Origin of the sequence: Nonomuraea zeae (genome assembly GCF_005889725.1) — a bacterium.
Taxonomy (GTDB): Bacteria; Actinomycetota; Actinomycetes; order Streptosporangiales; family Streptosporangiaceae; genus Nonomuraea; species Nonomuraea zeae.
Genome location: NZ_VCKX01000160.1, coordinates 1 through 21,206 on the forward strand (window position 1 = coordinate 1; position 21,206 = coordinate 21,206).

The 21,206-nt window shown below is 73.0% G+C and carries 22 protein-coding genes; 10 read left to right on the top strand and 12 right to left on the bottom strand.

Annotation, left to right across the window (positions count from 1 at the left end; all coding sequences use genetic code 11):
* The 6 genes from ETD85_RS38075 to ETD85_RS38095 form a co-directional block, all read left to right on the top strand.
* Positions 1-1,186 (top strand): sensor histidine kinase (locus ETD85_RS38075; protein WP_240779694.1); only part of this gene is annotated, 1,186 nt, incomplete at its 5' end.
* Positions 1,186-1,857 (top strand): response regulator, encoded by a 672-nt coding sequence (locus tag ETD85_RS38080; protein WP_240779695.1) that lies wholly within the window; start codon positions 1,186-1,188, stop codon positions 1,855-1,857. The genes ETD85_RS38075 and ETD85_RS38080, both read left to right, overlap by 1 nt.
* An 82-nt stretch (positions 1,858-1,939) precedes the next feature.
* Positions 1,940-2,350 (top strand): VOC family protein, encoded by a 411-nt coding sequence (locus ETD85_RS38085; protein WP_138694684.1) that lies wholly within the window; start codon positions 1,940-1,942, stop codon positions 2,348-2,350.
* A 222-nt stretch (positions 2,351-2,572) separates the two neighbouring features.
* Positions 2,573-3,721, top strand: a complete 1,149-nt coding sequence (locus ETD85_RS38090; protein ID WP_138694708.1) for an FAD-dependent oxidoreductase — start codon at positions 2,573-2,575, stop codon at positions 3,719-3,721.
* A gap of 405 nt (positions 3,722-4,126) precedes the next feature.
* Complete coding sequence (locus ETD85_RS67010) at positions 4,127-4,249, top strand: hypothetical protein (RefSeq protein WP_276617306.1); 123 nt, start codon at positions 4,127-4,129, stop codon at positions 4,247-4,249.
* Between the two features lie 171 nt (positions 4,250-4,420).
* Positions 4,421-5,449 (top strand): LLM class flavin-dependent oxidoreductase, encoded by a 1,029-nt coding sequence (locus ETD85_RS38095; RefSeq protein ID WP_138694685.1) that lies wholly within the window; start codon positions 4,421-4,423, stop codon positions 5,447-5,449.
* A gap of 32 nt (positions 5,450-5,481) precedes the next feature.
* Here the strand turns inward: ETD85_RS38095 and ETD85_RS38100 are convergent, their stop codons facing one another.
* The gene (locus tag ETD85_RS38100; RefSeq protein WP_138694686.1) at positions 5,482-6,666 is read right to left on the bottom strand and encodes an epoxide hydrolase family protein; all 1,185 of its coding nucleotides are present in this window, start codon (positions 6,664-6,666) and stop codon (positions 5,482-5,484) included.
* Between the two features lie 63 nt (positions 6,667-6,729).
* On the opposite strand from ETD85_RS38100, the gene ETD85_RS38105 reads away from it, so the two are divergent.
* The gene (locus ETD85_RS38105) at positions 6,730-7,689 is read left to right on the top strand and encodes a helix-turn-helix transcriptional regulator (protein ID WP_138694687.1); all 960 of its coding nucleotides are present in this window, start codon (positions 6,730-6,732) and stop codon (positions 7,687-7,689) included.
* 8 nt (positions 7,690-7,697) lie between these two features.
* On the opposite strand, the gene ETD85_RS38110 is transcribed toward ETD85_RS38105, so the two are convergent.
* Positions 7,698-8,486, bottom strand: a complete 789-nt coding sequence (locus tag ETD85_RS38110) for a class I SAM-dependent methyltransferase (protein WP_138694688.1) — start codon at positions 8,484-8,486, stop codon at positions 7,698-7,700.
* A 66-nt stretch (positions 8,487-8,552) separates the two neighbouring features.
* A complete protein-coding gene (locus ETD85_RS38115; RefSeq protein WP_138694689.1) occupies positions 8,553-9,158 on the bottom strand; it encodes a response regulator transcription factor in 606 nt (201 codons plus the stop codon).
* Between the two features lie 33 nt (positions 9,159-9,191).
* Between ETD85_RS38115 and ETD85_RS38120 the strand changes: the two genes are divergently transcribed.
* Positions 9,192-11,018: a sensor histidine kinase gene (locus ETD85_RS38120; RefSeq protein ID WP_138694690.1), complete on the top strand. Its 1,827-nt coding sequence runs from the start codon at positions 9,192-9,194 to the stop codon at positions 11,016-11,018.
* On the opposite strand, the gene ETD85_RS38125 is transcribed toward ETD85_RS38120, so the two are convergent.
* The 6 genes from ETD85_RS38125 to ETD85_RS38150 all read right to left on the bottom strand — a co-directional run bounded on the left by ETD85_RS38125 (position 11,015) and on the right by ETD85_RS38150 (position 16,690).
* Positions 11,015-12,100 (bottom strand): epoxide hydrolase family protein, encoded by a 1,086-nt coding sequence (locus ETD85_RS38125; protein ID WP_138694691.1) that lies wholly within the window; start codon positions 12,098-12,100, stop codon positions 11,015-11,017. The genes ETD85_RS38120 and ETD85_RS38125 overlap by 4 nt on opposite strands.
* Positions 12,101-12,223: 123 nt before the next feature.
* Positions 12,224-12,901, bottom strand: a complete 678-nt coding sequence (locus ETD85_RS38130; protein WP_138694692.1) for a nitroreductase family protein — start codon at positions 12,899-12,901, stop codon at positions 12,224-12,226.
* The gene (locus ETD85_RS38135) at positions 12,888-14,210 is read right to left on the bottom strand and encodes an MFS transporter (protein WP_170247067.1); all 1,323 of its coding nucleotides are present in this window, start codon (positions 14,208-14,210) and stop codon (positions 12,888-12,890) included. The genes ETD85_RS38130 and ETD85_RS38135 overlap by 14 nt, the downstream gene beginning before the upstream one ends.
* A 34-nt stretch (positions 14,211-14,244) precedes the next feature.
* Positions 14,245-15,060 carry an alpha/beta fold hydrolase gene (locus ETD85_RS38140; protein WP_138694694.1) on the bottom strand — a complete coding sequence of 272 codons (816 nt, stop codon included), beginning with the start codon at positions 15,058-15,060 and terminating at the stop codon, positions 14,245-14,247.
* A gap of 26 nt (positions 15,061-15,086) precedes the next feature.
* Positions 15,087-15,842, bottom strand: coding sequence for an SDR family NAD(P)-dependent oxidoreductase (locus ETD85_RS38145; RefSeq protein ID WP_138694695.1), 756 nt, complete (start codon positions 15,840-15,842; stop codon positions 15,087-15,089).
* On the bottom strand, positions 15,839-16,690 hold the full coding sequence (locus ETD85_RS38150; protein ID WP_138694696.1) for a sugar phosphate isomerase/epimerase family protein: 852 nt from the start codon (positions 16,688-16,690) through the stop codon (positions 15,839-15,841). The genes ETD85_RS38145 and ETD85_RS38150 overlap by 4 nt, the downstream gene beginning before the upstream one ends.
* 168 nt (positions 16,691-16,858) lie before the next feature.
* On the opposite strand from ETD85_RS38150, the gene ETD85_RS38155 reads away from it, so the two are divergent.
* On the top strand, positions 16,859-17,815 hold the full coding sequence (locus ETD85_RS38155; RefSeq protein ID WP_138694697.1) for a LysR family transcriptional regulator: 957 nt from the start codon (positions 16,859-16,861) through the stop codon (positions 17,813-17,815).
* Here ETD85_RS38155 and ETD85_RS38160 read toward each other — a convergent pair.
* On the bottom strand, positions 17,760-18,407 hold the full coding sequence (locus ETD85_RS38160; RefSeq protein WP_138694698.1) for a nitroreductase family protein: 648 nt from the start codon (positions 18,405-18,407) through the stop codon (positions 17,760-17,762). The two genes, ETD85_RS38155 and ETD85_RS38160, sit on opposite strands and share 56 nt — an antisense overlap.
* Positions 18,404-19,774: an MFS transporter gene (locus ETD85_RS38165; protein ID WP_138694699.1), complete on the bottom strand. Its 1,371-nt coding sequence runs from the start codon at positions 19,772-19,774 to the stop codon at positions 18,404-18,406. Before ETD85_RS38165 ends, ETD85_RS38160 begins: the two co-directional genes overlap by 4 nt.
* Before the next feature lie 132 nt (positions 19,775-19,906).
* Between ETD85_RS38165 and ETD85_RS38170 the strand changes: the two genes are divergently transcribed.
* On the top strand, positions 19,907-20,377 hold the full coding sequence (locus ETD85_RS38170; RefSeq protein WP_138694700.1) for a MarR family winged helix-turn-helix transcriptional regulator: 471 nt from the start codon (positions 19,907-19,909) through the stop codon (positions 20,375-20,377).
* 21 nt (positions 20,378-20,398) lie between these two features.
* Here ETD85_RS38170 and ETD85_RS38175 read toward each other — a convergent pair whose 3' ends face one another.
* Complete coding sequence (locus ETD85_RS38175; protein WP_206059127.1) at positions 20,399-21,193, bottom strand: cyclase family protein; 795 nt, start codon at positions 21,191-21,193, stop codon at positions 20,399-20,401.
* Positions 21,194-21,206 lie beyond the last annotated feature (13 nt).

Here is a 21,206-nt window from a genome sequence, read left to right on the forward strand (position 1 = left end):
GGAGATTTGTATAAGAGACAGATCCGCGACCGTCCCTCCGGCGACCGCCGAGCCGTCCTCGACGGCTGTCCGGCCGCCCCCGGCGTCCGATGGGAGTGCCGGCGCGCGCTCTCCCGGCCCGGTCCGGCCCGCCCGGCCCGCGCAGGCCGGGTTCGACGCGTACGACCCGCCGCTGCTCCTGGTGATGCTCACCGCCTTACCCCTGGCGGCCCGGCGCCGGTTTCCCCTCACCACCTTCTGGGCGGTGCTGGCCGCGACGCTGGCCACGGCCGGAGGCGAGACGTGGATCACCGTGCTGACCGCCGCGATCGCCGCCTACAGCGCCATCGCGCACGCCCGCAACCGGGTGCCCGCGGCCGTGAGCATCGTCCTCGCGGCCGTGCTCGCCGCCGCCGCGGACGGGGACATAGCCCCCAGCCTGCCCAGTCTGCCCAGCTGGCTGGGCCCGTACGTCATCCTGATCAGCGCCGCGGCCGCGGCGAGCCTCGTCCGGTTCTGGCAGGACAGCCGGCATCGGCTCGCCGAGCTGCAGCGGGCTCAGCAGGACGCCATGCGCGAGGCGATCGAGGCCGAGCGCTCCCGGATCGCGAGCGAGCTGCATGACGTGGTGACGCACAACGTCAGCATGATGGTGATCCAGGCCGGCGCGGCGCGCAAAGTCCTGGACGGCCGGCCGGAGCAGGCCAAGCAGGCCCTGCTGGCGATCGAGACGTGCGGCCGGGCCGCCATGGGCGAGCTGCGCAACGTCATGGGCCTGCTGGCCGGCCAGGAGAACGGCCGTCGCGACGGGCTCGAACCGCAGCCGGGGCTCGACCAGCTCGACGGCCTCATCGAGCGGGTTCGCGCGGCCGGGGTGTCCGTGGACGTCAAGGTCTCGCCGCCGCGCGGCCCGCTTCCTCCGGGGCTCGACCTGGCGGTCTACCGCGTCGTACAGGAGGCTCTGACCAACACCATGAAGCACGCCGCCGGCGCGGCCGCCTCCGTCGCGATCGGCCACGACGGCGACCTGCTGGAGATCGAGGTCACCGACACCGGCGGCCGGCCGGCCGCCCAGGCGCGGACCGGCAGCGGCCGCGGGCTGATCGGGCTGCGCGAGCGGCTCGCCCTCTACGGTGGGACCCTGGAGACCGCCCGCGGAGCCGGGGGCGGATACCGGCTCAAGGCCCGCATCCCATGGAGGACCTAGTGAGTGCGCCTTTGCGTGCCGTCATCGCCGACGACCAGGCGCTGGTCCGTACCGGGTTCCGGATGATACTCAGCGCCGACGGCATCGACGTGGTGGCCGAGGCGGCCGACGGCGCGGAAGCGGTCGCCGCCGTCCGGCGCACCAGGCCCGACGTCGTGCTCATGGACATCCGGATGCCGCGTACGGACGGCATCGAAGCCACCCGGCAGATCGTGACGGGCGGCGCGGGCGAGACCCGCGTCCTCATCCTGACCACGTACGATCTCGACCATTACGTGTACGCCGCGCTCACGGCGGGGGCCAGCGGCTTCCTGCTCAAGGACGTCACCCCCGAGCACCTGGTCGCCTCGGTACGTCTGGTCCGCTCCGGCGACGCCCTGCTCGCGCCGACGATCACCCGCCGGCTGGTGGAGCGGTTCGCCCGCCGCGACGACGTCAGGTCGGTCCTGCACCGGGATCTGTCGGAGCTCACGCCGCGGGAGCTGGAGGTGCTGCGCCTGCTCGCCACCGGTCTGAGCAACGCCGAGCTGGCCGAGCGGCTGACCCTCAGCGCGACGACGGTGAAGACCCACGTCGCCCGCATCCTGTCGAAACTCGGCCTGCGCGACCGCGTCCAAGCCGTCGTCCTCGCCTACGAGACCGGCTTGATCTCCCCCGGCCGCCCCGAATGACCTCTCCGCGGCGCCCCGGCCGTGACCGGTTCCGTCAGGATTCAAGAAGCGCCGGTCACCGGGCGCGGTTAGCGTGACCGCCATGGACATCTCCATTTACTCAAGCTTCCTCCCGCACGACGACCCGGACACCTCTCTGGCCTTCTACCGCGACGTCCTCGGCTTCGAGGTGCGCGGCGACGTCGGATACGACGGGATGCGCTGGATCACGGTCGGCCCGGCCGGCCAGCCGGGCACGTCCATCGTCCTGGAGCCACCGGCCGCCGACCCCGGCGTCACGGAGGACGAGCGCAAAATGATCGCCGAGATGATGGCCAAGGGCACCTACGCCGGCGTCGTCCTGGCCACCAAGGACCTCGACGGCACGTTCGAGCGGGTGCAGGCCGCCGGCGCCGATGTGGTCCAGGAGCCGACCGACCAGCCGTACGGCGTCCGCGACTGCGCCTTCCGCGACCCCGCTGGCAACATGATCCGCATCGAAGAGCGGCGCTGAAGGCCGGCCGCGATCCACGCCGAGCAGGACGCCGAGGGGCCGGGCGGACAAATGGCCACACCTTCCGCCCGGCCCGCGGGGTGACGACCACGCGTCCGGAACCCTCCGGCCAAACATCTGCGTACCTTAATCAAGTGAACGTTTGACAAGAGTATACAGGCGCTTGATGATGGCGGGGCGCCGCTCTTTCGCAGCGCGCTCCCCACCACGAAGGACATCGAGATGTCTGATGACGTACGCATCCTCATCGCCGGAGCCGGCGTCGGCGGGCTGGCCCTGGCGCAGGCGCTGCGCCAGGGCGGCCTGGACGTCGCCGTCTACGAGCGGGACCCGTCGCCCGAGGTCCGCAACCAGGGCTACCGCATCCACATCGACCAGGACGGCAACGCCGCGCTCGCGTCCTGCCTGCCTCCACCGGCGCTCGACCTCGTACGGCGCACCAGCGGGGTCACCAACGACCTGGTGGCCACCTACACCCACCGGCTGGAGCAGGTGACGGCGCAGACCTTCCCCGGGATCCCCGCCGACCTGATCACCCATGTGGACCGCAACGCCTTCCGGCAAAGCCTGCTGACCGGGCTGGCCGGCGTCGTCCATTTCGGGCGGACGGTGACCGGCTACCGGATCACCGAGGCCGGCCGGGTGCGGGTGGAGTTCGCCGAAGGCGGCGACGAGGGCGATCTGCTGATCGGCGCGGACGGCGGCCGTTCGGCGGTGCGCCGTCGGCTGCTCCCGCACGCCGGCGTCAAGGACCTCGGCCTGCGCTGCCTCTACGGCCGGATGACGATCGACGAGAGCACCCGCGCCCTCATCCCGGAGGATTTCGAGCGCGGCTTCTGCTGGGTCTCCGACGACGACGGGTGCGGCGCCGGCTTCGGGCCCATGCGGTTCCGGTCCAGGCCCGCCGGCGCGGCCGACTATCTGATGACCACCCTCGTCCTGACCGCCGAGCGCCTCGGGATCTCCGACGAGAAGCTCTTCGCGCTTTCGCCGGCGCAGCTGTGGCAGCTCTCGGCCGAGGTCATCGCCGGGTGGCATCCGGCGATCAGGGAGCTGTTCGCGCACGCCGACGTCGAGACGTTCTTCCCGATCGCCATCCGGGCCGCCGAGCGCGTCGAGGCGTGGCGGCCCGGCCCGGTCACGCTGCTCGGCGACGCCGCCCATCTCATGCCGCCGACCGGCGGTGTCGGCGCGAACACCGCCTTGCAGGACGCCGCGTCGCTGGCCGGCGAGCTGCTGGCGGCCGTACGCGGCGGCACGTCGCTCGTCGAGGCGGTCGCCGCGTACGAGCGGGTCATGGTCCCGCGCGGCTTCGACACCGTCGACGCCTCTCTCCGGATGGCCGGTCAGATGTTCGGCGGCGCGTTCTGACGACCCGCGCCACCGGGCGGCTGGTTCCGGGCCGCCGTTCGCGCGAACCTGGATCATCGCTGGATCGGAGCCGAAGTGCGGGAGGTAGCGCGGTGATCGAGGTCGACGTGGTGGACGGCATCGGGGTCGTACGGCTGGCTCATGGCAAGGTCAATGCCCTGGACCTGGAGCTGTGCCGGGCGATCGGGCGGACGATGCGCGATCTGGACGAACCGGAAGGACCGGTCCGTGCCGTGGTGGTGACCGGGGCCGGGCGGGCGTTCTCGGCGGGCGTCGATCTCAGGCGGGTCGTGGACGGCGGCGCCGCGTACGTGGCGGAGTTCCTGCCCACCGGATCATGGCCGCGGGCTCGACGGCATCCCGGCCGACGTCTTCCGGCACACCAAGGCGCAGCTCCGGCGCGAGGTGAACGAGCGGCTGGAGCGGGTCGCCGAGCCGGCCACCGCGCACCTGTGGACCACGGCGGCCACCGACGGCCGGATCAGGGCCTTCATGGACCGGACGATGGGCTCCGGAGGACGGCGCTAGGAGCATTGGGGCCTCTCGGGGGCGGCACAGGCGCCGCTCGTGAGACGGCTGAGGCGGCCCCCTCCGCCGGCACGGACACCTCAGGAGATGAACCCGGGTGCCGATCTTCCGCGGGCACGATCCTATAACCTAGTGTTCAGGTAGAGATTTCAGGTAAAGATGGGCCTGGGCATGAAATTCCTCGCGAGCACGCTGTTGTCGACCGACCCGGCCCTGTCGCTGCCCGGAGAGACCGAGCACGACCGGCTCCGCGCCACCGTGGACCTCGCGGTGTGGGCCGAGCAGGTCGGCTACGACGCGTTCGGGGTGGGTGAGCGGCACAACCCCGGCTTCCTGTCCTCCTCTCCCGCGGTGCTGCTCGCCCACATCGCCGCCAGGACCACCTCCATCCGGCTGTTCACGACGGTGACCGTGCTGCCGCTCAACGACCCGGTACGCGTGGCCGAGGACTACGCCATGCTCGACCACGTCAGCGGCGGACGGCTGGAGCTGATCATCGGCAAGGGCAACGACCAGCCGTCGCTGCAACTGCTCGGGGTGCCGCAGGAGGAGCAGTGGGACCGGCTGGAGGAGGGCTACGAGCTGTTACGGCGGCTGTGGCGGGAGGAGTCGGTCACGTGGTCGGGACGGTTCCGGCCGGAGCTGCGCGAGGCGACCACCCGGCCGCGGCCCTACCAGCGGCCCGCGCCCCGGGTCTGGCACGGCTCGGCCTCCAGCGAGCGCTCCACCGAGCTGGCCGCGACCTGGGGCGACCCCCTGTACTCCGCCAACGGCTTCAAGCCGGTCGAGCACTATCTGGGGCTCGTCCGGCACTACCGCGAGCGGCTGGTGCACCACGGCCACGACCCGGCGGACATCCCGCTGGCCGTGGGCGCGCACTCTCCGGTGATCGCCACCAGGTCCCAGGATGCGTACGAGCTGGCCCGCCCGGCGTTCGAGCGGTTCCGGCGCCTGCCGGTCGCGGCGGCCGGCGGCTTCCCCTACGAGAGCCTGGAGGACTTCGCCGAGCGGGGCTCGGCGCTGATCGGCAGCCCGGCGCAGGTCGCCGACAAGCTCCTGGCCCTGCACGGGCAGTTCGGCAACGAGCTGTTCGGCGTCGGTTTCGAGGGCTTCTTCTTCACCGATGCCGCGACGACCACCGGCCATCTGGAGCGCTTCTTCGCCGAGGTGGCGCCGGTCGTACGCGCCGAGCTGGGGTGACCGGCGCCCGGCCCCGGACGGCCGGCGCCGCCTCAGCGCAGCTTGCGGAAGAACTCCCGAAGGTCGCCGATCAGCAGGTCCGGGGCCTCCATCGCGAGGAAGTGCCCGCCCGCGCCGAGCTCGGTCCAGCGCACGACGTGGTGATCGCGTTCGGCCCAGCGGCGGATGGTCACGTCATGCTTGGAGACCAGCACACCGGTCGGCACCGTCCCGTGCTGGGGCGCCGCCCACTCCTCCGCGCCGTCGCCCCAGTCCCCGCCGGCCGCCTCGGCGCTCCAGTCGTTCGCGGAGATCTCCTCGTAGTAGACCTGCGCCGCCGACCCGGCCGTGCCGGTCAGCCAGTACAGGCAGACGCCGGTCAGGATGCGGTCGCGATCGATGCTGTCCTCGGGCAGCCCCTCCTCGGGCTCGGTGAGCTCCTTGAACTTCTCCACGATCCAGGCGAGCTGCCCGACGGGTGAATCGTGCAGGCCGTAGGCCACCGTCTGCGGCCGCTTGGAGTTGCACTGCAGATAGCCGTCGTTGAAGCTCTGCATCGCCTGCCAGCGCCGCTGCTCGACCTCGGACAGGCCCTCCATCTCGCCCTCCGCCCCGACCGGGAAGGTGATCAGGGCGTTGACGTGGACGCCCGCGACGCGGTCCGGGTCCTGCTTGCCCATCTCGGGGGCGACCCACGAGCCGGTGTCGTAGCCGTGCACGCCGTAGCGCCGGTACCCGAGCCGGGACATCAGCTCCACGAGCACCCCGGCCATCCTGGCCGCGCCCATGCCCGGCCCGGCCAGCGGCGTGGAGAACCCGAACCCCGGCAACGACGGGATCACCAGATGGAAGGCGTCCGCCGGGTCGCCGCCGTGCGCGCGGGGATCGGACAGCGGGCCGATCACGTCGAGGAAGTCCGTGAACCCGCCCGGCCAGCCGTGCAGCAGCAGCAACGGCGTGGCGTCGGGCTCGGGTGATCGCACGTGCAGGAAATGGAGGTTCTGCTCGCCGATGGTGGTGAGGTGGTGCGGGTACGCGTTGAGCGCCGCCTCCTGCGCCCGCCAGTCGTAGCCGGTGCGCCAGTACGCGGCCAGGTCCTTCAGGTAACCGAGCGGCACCCCTCGGCTCCAGCCCACGCCAGGCAGCTCGTCCGGCCAGCGGGTGCCGGCCAGCCGCGCGCCGAGATCGTCGAGCTGGGCCTGCGGGATGTCGATGCGAAAGGAACGGATGTTCGTCATGCCGGTGAACCTACGAAGCGCTTAGGACGCGTTCGGTCCTAAGCGTCTGGCAACCTTGAGGACATGTCGGGGACCTCCGCGCGGCTGCTCAGGCTGCTGTCGCTCTTGCAGACCCACCGCGACTGGTCGGGGGCCGAGCTCGCCGGCCGCCTGGGCGTCACCATGCGCACGGTTCGCCGGGACGTCGAGCGGCTGCGCACGCTCGGCTATCCGGTGAACGCCGTGCAGGGGACCGCCGGCTACCAGCTGGGGGCCGGCGCGTCGCTGCCGCCCCTGCTGCTCGACGACGACGAGGCGGTGGCCGTGGCGGTCGGGCTGCGCACGTCGGCGGGCGGCTCGGTCGCCGGGATCGAGGAGACCTCGCTGCGCGCGCTGACCAAGCTCGAACAGGTCCTGCCCTCCCGGCTGCGTCATCGGGTGAACACGCTGCACACGGCGACCGTCAGGGTCGGCGGCACCGGGCCCGCGGTGAGCCCGGACACGCTGATGGCGATCGCCGACGCCTGCCGTCGCCACGAGCGGCTGCGCTTCGACTACACCAGCCCGCGCCACGGCGACACGGTCCGGTCCGTCGAGCCGCACAGCCTGGTCAGCTTCGGCCGGCACTGGTATCTCGTCGCCTGGGACACCGGCCGGGACGACTGGCGCACCTTCCGGGTGGACCGGCTGCGGCCGCGTACGCCGGCCGGCCCGCGATTCACGCCCCGGCCGCCGCCCGACGGCGACGTCGCGGCCTACCTGGCACACCAGCTCTCCTCACGGACCTGGCCGTGCCAGGCGACCGTCAGGCTGCACGAGTCGGCGGAAGCCGTGGCCGACCGGGTGTGGCCGGGGATGGGCGTCGTCGAGGCCGTCGACGACCACAGCTGCCTGCTGCACGTCGGCGCCGAGACCCCGTCGGCGCTGGTCTGGATGATCACTTCGGTGGACGTCGGCTTCACCCTCGTCAGCGGCCCGCCGGCCCTCGCCGGGGCCCTGCGCGCCCAGGCCGCCCGCTGCCTGCGGGCCGTGGAGGCGAGCTGAGCCCGCCGCTACCGATCGCGGCGGGCGACGGTGAGGATGTGCCCGCTGACCCCGAGCAGCGACGGCACCGACTCCATCGATCGCAGCGCGTCCATCATGAGGGCGCGGCGGGCTGGATCGTCGAGCCAGTCGTCGACGTCGCCGTACAGCCAGAAGGCGCCCTGCAGCCCGAAGTGCCGCACTTCGGGAAACCCGGCGTCGGCGAACTCCGGCGGGATGTGCGCCGGATCGTGGAAATACGCGGTGAACCCCGACCTCGGCGACCGCATCACCCCGCCCGCGGCGGCGTCCGAGGCCGCGGCGCGGAAATCGGCGTCGGCGTAGAAGCCCTGGTACACCCCGTCGTGGACGGCCGAGTAGCGGCTGATGGTCGCCGCCACCACCAGGCCGCCGGGACGTACGGCCCGCCTGGCTTCGGCCAGTGCCTTGACCCGGTCGGCCCGCTCGGTCAGGTGATAGAGCGGGCCCAGGAGCAGGACGACGTCCACGCTCTCATCCGGCACCGGCAGCCGCCGCGCATCGCCCTGCCGCGCCGTCACCCCGGCCAGCTCGCGCGCCCGCCGCACGTGCAGGGGGACGGGGTCCAGCAGCTCGACGTCATGACCGTCGGCGGCCAGCCACTCGGCGTGCACGCCCGTGCCGCCGCCCACGTCCAGCACCCGGGCGGGCGCCGGCGGCAGCACCCGGCGCAGGACGTCCTGCGTCCGCCAGAACTCCAGCCGGCCGCGGCCCGCGCGAAGGCGGCCGTGCTCTCTGTCCTGCTCGTAGTAAGCGAGCAGCTCCCGTGTCGTCGCCATACTCGATCATGCTGGGGCGCGAGGAGCGCGGGCAAAGGCTTTTCGGCCCGGCCGTCCGGGGAAACGTCAGAGCCAGCCCGCCTCGGTGGCGATGCGGACCGCGTCCGACCGGGTGCGGGCGTTCAGCTTGGTCACGGCGGAGGCCAGGTAGTTGCGCACGGTGCCGTAGCTCAGGTTCAGGTCCTTGGCGATGCCCCGGGGCGCGGCGCCGGCGCCGGTCAGGCGCAGGACGTCGGCCTCGCGTTCGGTGAGCGGGCTGGCCAGCATGTCGAGCGCGGCGTAGGCGAGGTGCTGGTCGATGACCCGGCCGCCGGCCGCGATCTCGCGGATCGCGTTCACCAGGTCCCGCGGGCGGGCGTCCTTGAGCATGAAGCCGGACACGTGCGCCGAGACCCCGCGCCGCAGGTTGCCCGGCCTGCCCAGTGCGGTGAGGATCAGCACCCGGCAGCCCGGCAGCCGCTCGTGCAGCTCGGCCGCGGCGGCCAGGCCGTCGAGCACGGGAAGGTCGATGTCGAGCACGGCGACGTCCGGCCGGTGGGCGAGAGCGGCGGGCACGATGGCGTCGCCTGTGCTCACCTCGGCCACGATCTCCATGTCCTCCTCGTAGCCGAGCAGGGTGGCCAGCGCCTCCCGGAGTATCCGGACATCCTCCGCTATGAGCACACGAATCACAGTTCGCATCCTAGGCGTGGTAAAACAACGCAGGTGACCATAGCGGGAGGAAACGGACAGGCGCTGCTCGGGCCGTCCACGGGCTGGGCTCTCGTGCTCGGCTACATCGCCCTTCTCGTCCCGACCCGCTTCACGATCGTCGTCGCCATGGCGAACGCGAGGGGGCAGTCCTCCCCGCTCGTCCTCGGGATCTGCCTGGGCCTCATCCTGGCCGTCGTCGCCCTCTTCGCGCTGGCGGCCAGGGGCGGCCGGCTCGGCAGGGGCGCCGTTCCCGTCCTCGGGGCCGCGACCTTCGGCCCCTACCTCGCCTTTCCCATGCTGTGGGGGCCCATCGCCGGGCCGCTGGCCGCTGCCATGCCCCTGAGCGTGGCGGGCCCGGCGGGCTGGCTGCTGTTCGGCGCGGTGCTGCTGGCCGACACCGCGGTGGCGGCCGTGCTGCACGGCCCCGACCTCGGCACGACGGCCAGCTTCACGATCATCGACATGAACATGGGGCTGACCCTGTTCGCCCTGGTACGGCTGGCCGTGCTGCTCACCGAGACCCAGACGGCCAACCGCCAGCTCGCCGGGATGGAGGCGGCGAACGAGCGCCTGCGGGCGGCCGGCGAGCTGCGCAGAGCCATCGGCGACCGGCTCGTCGGCATCCTGCGCGCCTCCCGCCAGGTCCCGCACACCCCCGGCCTGCTCACCGGCATCGCGGAGATCTCCCGAGAGGCGGCCGCGGAGGCCAGAACGGTCGCCGCCGCCCCGCGCGAGCCGCTCCCCGAGGGCCGGACCGACCTGCCGGACGAATCCACGAGACTCTCGCAGTGGGCCCTCACCGCGATGACCGTCAACGTCGCCGCCATCGCGCTCACCAATGTCGGGGACGGCGCCGCCACGAGCCCGCTCCACTGGGCCGTCGCCGGGGCGGCCGCGCTCCTGGCCGTGGCGTTCCAGCTGTATCACGGCGTGCCCAGGGCGTCGGTGCCGCGGGCCTGGCGCTGGACGCTCCCGCTGCACATCCTCCTCATCGGCGCCGCCGTCGTCCACCTCGGCGACGGCACCATGTCGGCGCTGCTCAGCCTGGCCGTGGCGAACACCCTGCTGTGGCTGCCCGCCCGCTGGTCGGTGCCCATCGTCGGGGCCGCCGCCGTCGCCACCGGGCTGCTGCTGCGGCTCTACCCCGACGTGGGCGGCTACGAGCTCTACCAGGTCGCCTCGGCGATCGGCGTCGCCGTCGGCGTGTTCGCCTTCAACCGGTTCCCCGAGGCGGCCCGGCACCTGCGCGATCTGCGCAGGCAGATCACCAGGAGCGCCGTGGTCACCGAGCGCCTCCGGGTGGCGAGGGACGTGCACGACCTGCTCGGCATCACGCTGTCGGCCATCACGCTCAAGGCCGAGCTGGCCCTGCGCGCGCTCGGCGACGACCCGGGCAAGGCGGCCGCCCTGCTGGCGGACGTGCGCCCGCTGGCGCTGCGCGGGCTCGCCGACGTGCGCTCGATCACCTCCGGCGGCGCCGGGCTCAGCCTGCGGGAGGAGATCGAGTCCGCCCGCTCGCTGCTCGACTCCGCCGGCGTCGAGGTCCGGGTGCGGGCCGGCGACGCGGAGCCCTGCCCGGTGCTGGCCACGGTCCTGCGCGAGGCCGCCACCAACGTCGTCCGGCACTCGGCCGCACGGCAGTGCACGATCGCGGTGGAGGCGGACGGCGGCGAGGTACGGCTGCGCGTCACCAACGATGGCGTCACGCGGGCCGTGCCCGGGACCGGCGGCGGCGGGCTGGCCGGCCTGGCGGCCAGGGTCGGGTCCGCGGGCGGCACGTTCACCGCGGGCGACCGGGGCGACGGCACGTTCGCCCTGGTCGCGGCGGTGCCCCGTTAGTCCTGGAGCAGCCTGGTGAAGAACGCCCGGACGTCACCCGCGTACACCTCGGGTGCCAGATGAGCCGCGTAGTGACCGCCGCTCTCGTACATGTGCCACTGCACGATGTTCTTGTGGTCACGTTCGGCGAAGCGCCGGATGGACTGGAAGTCGCCCTTGGCCGAGGCGAGCCCGATCGGCGTCGTGGTGGGCTCGGCCGGCGGCGCGGGGGCCTTGGCGTCCTCGTAGTAGAACCGGATCGCCGAGCCGGCGGTGCCGGTGAGCCAGTAGAGCGCGACGTTGGTGAGCACGAAGTCGTCGTCGAGCTCGAGGTCGAACAGCTGGATCTGCCAGCCCAGCAGGCCGACCGGGGAGTCGGCGAGCGCGTGGGCCAGCGTCTGCGGCTGCTGCGAGTGCAGCGTGTTGAAGGCGCCCATCTCCTCCCAGAACCGCTGGAGCACCTCCATCGCGGCCTGCTCCTCCTCGGTCATGTCCACGAAGTCGGCGGGGTCGCCGGAGGGGAAGGAGAAGATCTGCGTGACGTGCACGCCCACCACGTTCGACGTGGCGGTGCGGCCGATCTCCGGCGACACCATCGAACCGCCGTCGTTGCCGACCGCGCCGTAGCGCTCGTACCCCAGGCGGGCCATCAGCTCCGCCCAGGCCCGGGCGGTGCGTACGGTGCCCCAGCCGCCCTCGGAGGTCGGCCCGGAGAAGGCGAACCCGGGCAGTGACGGGATGACCAGGTGGAAGTCCTTCGACAGCGGCTCGATGACGTCGAGGAACTCCACGAACGTGCCCGGCCAGCCGTGGGTGAGGATCAGCGGCAGCGCGTCCGGATCGGCTGATCGCACGTGGACGAAGTGGATGCGCTGCCCGTCGATCTCGGTGACGAACTGCGGGTGGACGTTGAGCCGGCTCTCCCAGGCCCGCCAGTCGTAGCCGTCGCGCCAGTACTCGGCCAGCCGCCGGACCCGCGCGACGCTCACGCCGTAGGCATCGGAGACCTCGTCGGTGAAGCGGGCGATGTCGAGCCGCGTCTGCAGGTCGTCCAGGTCGGCCTGGGGGATCTCTATCCGGAAGGGGATGATGTCTGAACTCATGCCTCCATCCTGGTGAAGGGGCCTCCGCGGAGGTAGTTCGCCGTGCACCGGCCGGCGTGCAGAATGCATGAGCTCCGGCCGGTGCGCGATCGCGGGTGTGTCCCAGGCTCGCCTCGGCGGGCTCTACCAGTGCTCCCAGTGGACGACCTCGGTGACCGGCACGCGGCGGGCGGGCTTGAACCGCGTGCCGATCGTCCAGGCGACGGGGATCAGCGCGCACTGGACGGTCGTCTCGTACGGCAGGCCGAGCAGCGTGGCTGCCTCGCGTTCGTAACTCAGGTGCGGGGTGGTCCACACGGTGCCGAGCCCGCGGCTGCGCGCGGCCAGCATGAAGCTCCACACGGCGGGCAGCACCGAGCCCCAGGTGCCGGCCTGGGTGGCCGGATCGTCCAGCTCCGCCCGCGACCCCACCCGGATGCACGGCACCAGCAGGACCGGCACCTGGTCCAGGATGTCGACGAGATGGCGCAGGCTGTCGGCGATCGCCTGCCAGCCCGTCCCCGGGGTGAAGTCGTGGCGGCTGGGGCCGTCGTGGGAGTTCGGGGCCGCGGGGCTGTCCAGGCCGCGCCGCCACAGCTCGGCCAGCGCGCGCCGCCGGTCGGGGTCGGTGACGAAGACGAAGTCCCAGCGTTGCCGGTTGCGGCCGGTGGGCGCCTGCTGGGCCAGGCGGGCGCAGTCGAGGAGCACCTCGCGCGGGACCGGTCTGGTGACATCCAGCCTGCGGCGGACCGCGCGGGTGGTGCCGAGCAGCTCGTCCGGGGTGAGGTTCAGCAGGTGGTGCGGCGATTCAGGCAAGGACATGGTCACTCCTGGCGGGGACGTGGCGGTCGCGCTCGGGGTCGACCAGCAGCGCGAACAGCGCCCCGGCCACGACGAGCAGGATGCCGCTGAGCAGGAAGGCGGTGGTGTAGCCCGCTTCGGGGGTGGTGGCCCGATCCAGCAGCCAGCCGGTGATGACGGGGCTGGCGATCCCCGCGCTGACGCTGAGCCCGGAGAAGACCCCGAGGATGCCGGCCCGCTGGGCGGCGGGCACGAGCTCGGCCACGGCCGGGTTGGCGAAGGTGTTGACGGTGACCGAGATGCCGTAGCCGAGCATCAGGAGCGCGATGGCGGGCAGCGGGGTGTGGATCAGCGGCAGGCAGGTCAGCAGGATGCCGGCGCCGACGAGGCAGGCGCCCCCGAGCAGGCCGCGCGCCCGCCTGGAGGAGACGCCCCGGCGGAGCAGCCGGTCGGTGACCGCGCCGGTGGCGACCAGCGCCACGATGCCGAGCGCGCTGGGCAGCCCGAACAGCGATCCGGCCACTTCCGGCGAGAAGCCGAGCGCGTTCTCGAAGTAGGAGGGCAGCCAGGTGAAGACGATGGCGGCGAGCGCGTTCTGGGCGAAGTAGGCGATGAAGCAGCCGATGAAGGTGCGGTTGAGCAGCGCGCGCCGCCAGGGGACGCGGTCCGCCTGGCCGGGCCGCGACCGGCCGGCGCGGCCGGACGCGGCTCCGTACGGGCCGAGCCGCCCGGTGGCCAGCCACAGCAGCGACCAGCCGAGCGCGAGCGCTCCCACGGTGAGGAAGCCGGCCCGCCAGCCGAACCCGATGATGATCAACGTCAGGAGGGGCGCCATGGCGATCTTCGCGATGGCGGCGCCCGCGGTGTAGAGCGCCTGCGGCAGGCCGCGCCGCTCGTTGGGGAACCACGAGTACAGCACGGTCATGGACAGGGGGTTGGCCGGTCCTTCCGCGGCTCCGACGAGGATCCGGCTGGCGTACAGCATGCCGCCGGTGGCGGCGACGACGGCGGGCACCTGGCCGGCGGCCCACAGCAGGCCGCAGACCAGCAGCACCCATCGCGGGGAGATCCGCTGCGCGGCGAAGCTGACGGCGATGCAGGTCGCGCCGAACAGGAGATAGGAGGCGCTGCCCAGACTGCCGAAACCGGCGGCGGACATGCCCAGTTCGGCGCTCATCGGCTTGGCGACCAGGCCCAGCAGGGCCTTGTCCAGGAACACCACCACCGCGGAGAGGACGAGCACGGCCGTGACGCCCCAGGCGCGGGCCGCCCCGCCGGGCGCGGATCGGGGGATTGCGGCGTCGTGCGCCAGGTTCTCGTTGACTGTCACTGCTGCTTGCTTCCTTTCCGGGGGGTGCGGTCGGCTATCGGGGGAGACCGGACAGCCAGCGCATGAGGGAGTCGTTGACGTCGTCGGGCAGCTCTTGATGGATGAAGTGGCCCGCGTGGGGGCGCAGCACCACCTGGCTGTAGTCGTGGGACAGGCACATCCGCTCCACCTGGGCCCGCGCCGCGTGCCGGTGGAAGGCCAGCACCGGCTGGCGGCGCCGGCGCAGGACGGGCTCGGCCTGGGGACGGAAGCGCACGCTGTTCGGGCCGAAGGCGCTGTGCCGGAAAGTCCGGGCCCTGACCCAGGCCGGCCGGGCCAGGACCTCCAGCAGGTGCCAGGCACGCAGGTGCCCGGGAGTGGCCGGCACGTGGAAGCGGTCGCTGATCAGGCCCTGGGCGATCTCGTCGGCGTCCGGACCCTCCAGGTCGTCCGCCACCCGGGCCATCCACTCCCGGTCCCCGGCGTCGCCGGCGTAGTCGGGGTCGATCATCACCAGGGCGCGGACGAGATCGGGGTGGCGGGCGGCCAGGACGGAGGCCACCGAGCAGCCCATCGAGTGGGCGAGCACCACCGCCGGCGCCAGCCCGGCGTGGCGGATCAGGGCCGCCAGATCCTCGGCGTGGTCGCCGACGTCGTAGCCCCCCGGGGGGCTGCCGGAGCGTCCGTGACCGCGCAGGTCCACCGCCACGGTGCGGTGACGGGCGCGCAGGGCGGGGATCTGGTAGATCCATCCTTCCGCCGCGCCCCACATTCCGTGCACGAGGAGCACGTCGAGCGGCGAACGGGCGCCGGGCGCGGGGGAGTAGTCGGCGTAGAACAGGCGCACGCCGAGACGTTCGAGATAGGGCACGGGAGGCTCTCTTCGCAGATCGATCGTCAGGCCGGGGGCGCGAGCTGGGCGCCGCCGCACACGTGCAGGACTTCGCCGGTGATGAAGGCGGCCCGGTCGCCGGCGAGGAAGGCCACGGCGTCGGCCACGTCCTGCGGCCGGGCGAGCCGGCCGAGCGGCGTCATCGCCCGGTGGTGGCCGGTGAACTCCGCGAACTCCTCATCGGTACGCCCCGACCTGGTCAAGGGGGTCTCCACCACGCTGGGCGCCACGGCGTTGACGGTGACGCCGAGCGGGCCGAGCTCGACGGCGAGCGTCCTGGTCAGGCCGACGACGGCCGCCTTGGAGGTGACGTAGCCCGTGGGGCCGCCGCCGAGCCAGGTGCGGGAGCCCAGGCTGATCACCCGGCCCCAGCCGTGGCGCTGCCACCAGGGCCGCATCGCCTGGGCCAGCAGCATCGGCCCGCGTACGTTCACCGCCATCATCCTGTCCCAGTCGCCGGGAGTCTGACCGGCCAGGGGGCGGCGGAGGTTGACGGCGGCGTTGTTCACCAGGCAGTCCAGGCGCCCGCCCGCCTCCACCACGCGCGCGATCCCGTCGCGGACGTCCTCGGCGTCGCTCACGTCCACCCGGCGGGCCCGGACCGTCCGGCCGCCCGCCGACAGCCGGTCCGCCGCGCCGGCGACGGCCTGCTCGTCGATGTCGAACAGCGTCACCTCGTACCCGTCGGCGGCCAGCTGGGCGGCGATGGCCGTGCCGAGGACGCCCGCTCCTCCGGTGACGATCGCCCCTCTCGCGCTCATCGCCGCACTCCTGCCACCGGCTCGAACGTGGCGTGGCCGCGCAGGTAGGCGGCGTTGGCGGCGAGGGACTCGCGTGGCGGCCGGCCGGTGCTGAAGTCCTCCACCGACACCCACCCGCGGTAGCCGGTCTGCTCCAGCAGCCGCAGGATCGCGGGCACGTCGAGCACGCCGTCGTGCATCGGCATCCAGCGAGGCCGCCACGGGCCGCCGTCCTGGGGGCGTTCGAAGGCGACGTTCTTGATGTGCACGTGGGCCAGGTGCTCGCCGAGGATCTCCAGGGCCATCCGGGGATCCTCCGACCCCTCCAGCACGCCGTTGCCGGGGTCGTAGATGACGCCCACCAGGTGCGGGGGCAGATGCCCGACGACCCGCACGGCCAGCGCCGTGCTCGGGCAGATCGTGCGCTGGTGCATCTCCAGCAGCGCCTGGACGCCGAAGCGGCCGGCCAGCTCCGCGACCTGGTCGAAGAACTCGATCGCCTGGCCGAGCGCCCGGTGGAAGCCGCCGCCGGCCAGGCGCGGGGCCCACAGGCGCACCCGTGGCGCCCCGGCCTCGGCCGCCAGGCTCATCAGGTGCTCGACCCCCGGCAGGTCGCCGGCCGCGAGGTAGCCGTTCAGGCCGGCGACGGCCAGGCCGGCGCCGTCGCACAGCTCCCGCGCCCGGCGGACGGCGGTCCTGTCCGGGCGCAGGGTGCAGCGGTTGTTCGACAGGAAGTCCGCCGGGCCCGGCGAGCCGGTCTCGGCGGAGACCCGCCATTCGATTCCGGCATACCCCGCCGCGGCCGTCGCCTCGATCGCCTGCTGCGGCGTCAGCTCCGGCAGGCACGCCGAACACACGCCAAGCCTCATCTTTCTCCTCGAAGTACGCAGCATGTCGAGCTGCTCACCGTGTCCCGTCACCATCAGTGATGTCGGTCCACACCAGTACAGAGCCGGGCGTACCTCGCAGTCCAAGTCCTTCTAGGCACCTTTGCTATGTTCTGTGGGCATAGCCGAGCGCTCGGGTGAGGAGAGGCCGTGGAACTTCGGCACCTGCGCTACTTCGCCGCGGTGGCGGAGGAGGGCTCGTTCTACCAGGCCGCGCAGCGCCTGCTGGTCTCGCAGCCGTCGCTGAGCCGGCAGATCATGGAGCTCGAACGGCGGCTCGGCCAGCGGCTGTTCGACCGCACCTCCCGGGGCGTGCGGCTCACGCCGAGCGGGGAGGCGCTGCTGCAGCACGCCCGGCAGCTCCTGGGCCTGGCCGCGGCCACCCAGGAGATCGTCTCGGAGGCGGCGCGGGCGCGGCAGCTGGTCTCGCTCGGGGTGCCTCCCGCGACGCCCGGCTCGTGGCTGTCGGCCATCGTCGAGGCGGTGGGCGAGGCGCTGCCGCACGCCGAGCTGAACTACGTGGAGGCCACGAGCTACGAGCAGCTTCGCCTGCTGCACGAGGGCAGGCTCGATCTGTGCCTGGTCCACCGGGAGCCGGCCGGCCACCACGCCTCGTGGCCGGTGCGCGAGGAGGTTCTCGGCATCGCGCTGGCGCCCGGCCATCCGCTGGCCGGGGAGCCCCGGTTCCGGGTCGGCGACCTGCACGGCCTGCGGGTGCTCGCGCACGCTCGCGAACGTGAGCCCTCCCGCGAGAGCGTCACCGCGGCCGTGCTGGCCGCCGGGGTCCGGCCGTACTGGCAGTTCGCCCAGTTCACCGAGCACGTGCTGCCGTGCGCGCGGGCGAGCGGGTGCGACGCCGCGCTGGTCACCTCGCACACCGCCGCGCTGCGGCTGCCCGGCTGGAGCTGGCGGGCCGTCGAAGGGCTGCCGCAGGCCGCGATGACCACGTGGCTGGTATGCCAGCGGCCCACGCGGGCCGTGGTGGAGGAGGTGGCCGACGTCGTACGGGCCATGGGGCCCGACGTGCCGGGCCCCTCACGGGATCAGGACGTCACCACCGCTCCCAGTGCAGGACCTCCGCACGCGGGATCCGGGGAGCCGGCTTGAAGCCGGTGCCGAGGGTGAAGGCCAGCGGGATGAAGGCCGCCAGCATGACCTCGTCGTACGGCACCCCCAGGACCTCGGACAGCTCGCGTTCGAGCGGCCCCTGCGCGGTGGTCCACACCGTGCCCAGCCCGCGTGCCCGCGCGGCCAGCATGAAGCTCCACACCGCCGGCAGGATCGACCCCCACGCGCCCGCCTGCACGGCCACCGGCGCGTGATCGGTGCGTCCCTCCACGCCGGGGATGACGAACGCGGGTACCCGGTGGATGTTGTCGGCCAGGTGGCGCAGCCCGTCGAAGACCCGGTCGGTGGAGCCGGCGTGGTAGTTCATGCGCCACACGTCGCGCTCGGTCAGCGGCTGGCCGATGGCCAGTGGCAGGGCGCGCAGGAAGAGGTCGGCCACGGCCCGCCGCTGCGCCGGCTCGGTGACGACGAGGAAGTGCCAGCGCTGCCGGTTGCGCCCGGTCGGCGCCTGCACGGCCAGGTCCACGCACTCCTCGATCAGCTCGCGGGGCACCGGGCGGGTGAGGTCCAGGCGCCTGCGCACCGCGCGGGTGGTGCTGAGCAGCTCGTCAGGGGTGAGGTTCAGCGTCATGAGGTGGCTCCTTGCCGGGCGATGGTGGGGACGGGCCGGGGGGCGCGCAGGCCGGCGTACGCGATGAGGGCGCCCAGCAGGGAGAAGCCGCCCGCGGTGAGGAAGGCGATCCGGTATCCGGCCAGCACGGACCCGCCCAGGGTCATGACGGCGGCCAGCGCCGCGACGCCGATCCCGGCGCCGATCTGGACCGAGGAGGTGATCAGTCCCGAGGCCAGGCCCTGCCGCTCGTCCGGCAGGCCGCCGACGGCGGCGATGTTGAGGCTGGGGAAGGACAGCCCGTTGCCGATGCCGTGGACGACCAGCGCGGGCAGCAGCACCGTGAGATAGTCGCCGGTGGCCCCGGCCCTCAGGAACAGCAGGATCCCCGCCCCCTGGACCAGCATCCCGGCGGCGGCGACGCGGCCCAGCCCCCATCGGCTGATCAGCCGGCCGGCCAGGTTGGCGGCGACGACGATGGCCAGGCCCATGGGGACGATCCCGAGTCCGGTGGCCAGCGGGCTGTAGCCGAGCACCTGCTGCAGGTACAGGACGGCGACGAACTGCCAGCCGATGGTCGCGCACGCCCAGGCCAGCGCCGCGAGGTTGGCGGCGCTCACCGTGGCGGACCTGAACACCTCCAGCGGGACGAGCGGCGCGGATCGCCGTCGCTCGATGACCACGAAGGCGCCGAGCAGGAGCACGGCCATGAGACCGGCCGGCCAGTTCCGTTCCGTCAGTGCGAACACCAGCAGCAGCACCCCGCCGGTGACCGCGACCGCGCCGGCGGCGTCGAAGCCCTCGCGCGCCCCGGGCGGCCGGGCGCCGCGCGGCAGCACCAGCGGCGCCGTGGCCAGCACGAGCAGGGCGACGGGGACCGGAAGGAAGAACACCAGCCGCCAGCTGATCTCGGTGAGCAGGCCGGAGGCGATCAGCCCGGCGGTGTAGCCGGTCGCCCCGGCCAGCGAGTAGACCCCCAGCGCCCGGTTGCGCCGCGGCCCCTCGGCGAAGGTGGTGGTGATGAGCGACAGCGCCGCGGGCGCGGTCAGCGCCGCCGCCAGCCCCTTGACCACTCTGGTGACGACCAGCGGCCAGCCCTCCGAGAGCAGCCCGCCGGCCAGGCTCGCCGCCGCGAAGACCGCGAGCGACGCCAGGAACACGCGGCGCCGGCCGAACAGGTCGGCGATCCGGCCGCCGAGCAGCAGGAACCCGCCGTAGGCGACCGCGTAGCCGGACATCAGCCACTGCAGGACGCTCTCCGGCAGCGACAGGTCGCGCCCGATGGCGGGCAGGGCCACGCCCATCAGCGACAGGTCCATCGAGTCCAGGAACACCGCTGCGCACAACAACACCAGGGCCGCCTGTTTGCGGCCGTCGGTTCGGGACACGTCCACTCCATCTGAGTACAAACAATTTGCTGGCAGACGGATTGGACCGTATGGCTGCAAATCATCTGCTGTCAAACGATCGGTGTGGAAACGATTGTGCGGTAGGCTGGCGGCTCAGCGAAGAGGAGATCGATGGCGACCACGACCAGGACCGGCGATCGCGTGCGGCCGACGTATTTTCCGCAGCTGGCCGCCGAGCGGCTGGACATCGCGCTGTGCCGCGCCTCGGCCGCCGTGGCGCGCGCCGCGGACACGCACGCCGCGGAAGAGGGCCTCGGGGTGGGGCAGCAACTCGTGCTCCAGATGCTCGACGCCGTCGGCCCCTGCTCCCAGCAGACGCTCAGCGAGGAGCTGCGCATCGACCGCAGCGTCATGGTCAGCGTCTGTGACGACCTGGAGCAGGCCGGTCGCGTACGCAGGGAGCGCAATCCCCGCGACCGCCGCTCCTACGCCGTCACCCTCACCGACTCGGGCCGGCAGCGCCTGGCCGAGGCTCAGGCGTCGATCCCGGCCTTTCTCGACGACACCTTCCGGTCTCTCACGCCGGAGGAACGCGCCCAGCTGGGCACGCTGCTCGGCAAGCTCCTGAGGATCGACGCCTGACGCGTCACCGGCGGACGGTCCTCAGACCACGGCGAGCGGCCTGACCGGGGCGCCGGTCGCGCCGGCCAGCGGCAGCGGGTTCACGATGAGCAGGAACTCCCGGTGGCCGGCGTCCAGGAGGTCCGACAGGCGCATGGTCTCGACGATGTTGATCCCCGCCTCGACGAGGAGGATCCGGTGCACGGGCAACGTGGCGTGACCGCGGCCGGGGGCGATGTGCTCGAAGGCGATGCTCTCGGCTCCCACCAGGCGCGGCCGCCGCTCGGCCAGCCAGCGCCCGGCCGCCGCGCCCGGACCGGGGACGCCCAGGGACTGGCCGGTGAACAGGCCGGGGTCCGCCCAGTGCCGTGACCAGCCGGTGCCGACCAGCAGGGCCTCGCCGGCCCGGATGTCCAGCCCCCGCGCCGCCCGGTCCAGGTCGCCAGGAGTGATCTCGTAGCCCGGCGGCAGCGTCGCCACGCCGTGCGCGGCGGCCACGTCGAGGAGCACGGCGCGGCCCACGTACGGGGTGAACGTGTCGATGCCCAGAGCGGTGAAGCCCTGGTGGCTCTGCACCCCGGCCGCCGCCAGCCCGCCGTGCAGCAGCCCGTCCTGCGAGACATGGGCGAGCGCGTCGACATGGGTGCCCACGTGGCCGCCGGTGACGATGACCTCGTTGGCCGCCGAGCCGCCGTCGGAGCGGACCATGTCGCCATGACGCCGCTCCAGCAGCATGCGGAACGGCGCGTGGTTGGGCGACTGCGGCATGCCGGTGCGCATCGGCTGGGCCAGGTCGAACACGCTGGCGCCGGCCAGCGCCTCCCAGGGGGCGTCCACCAGACGACATCCT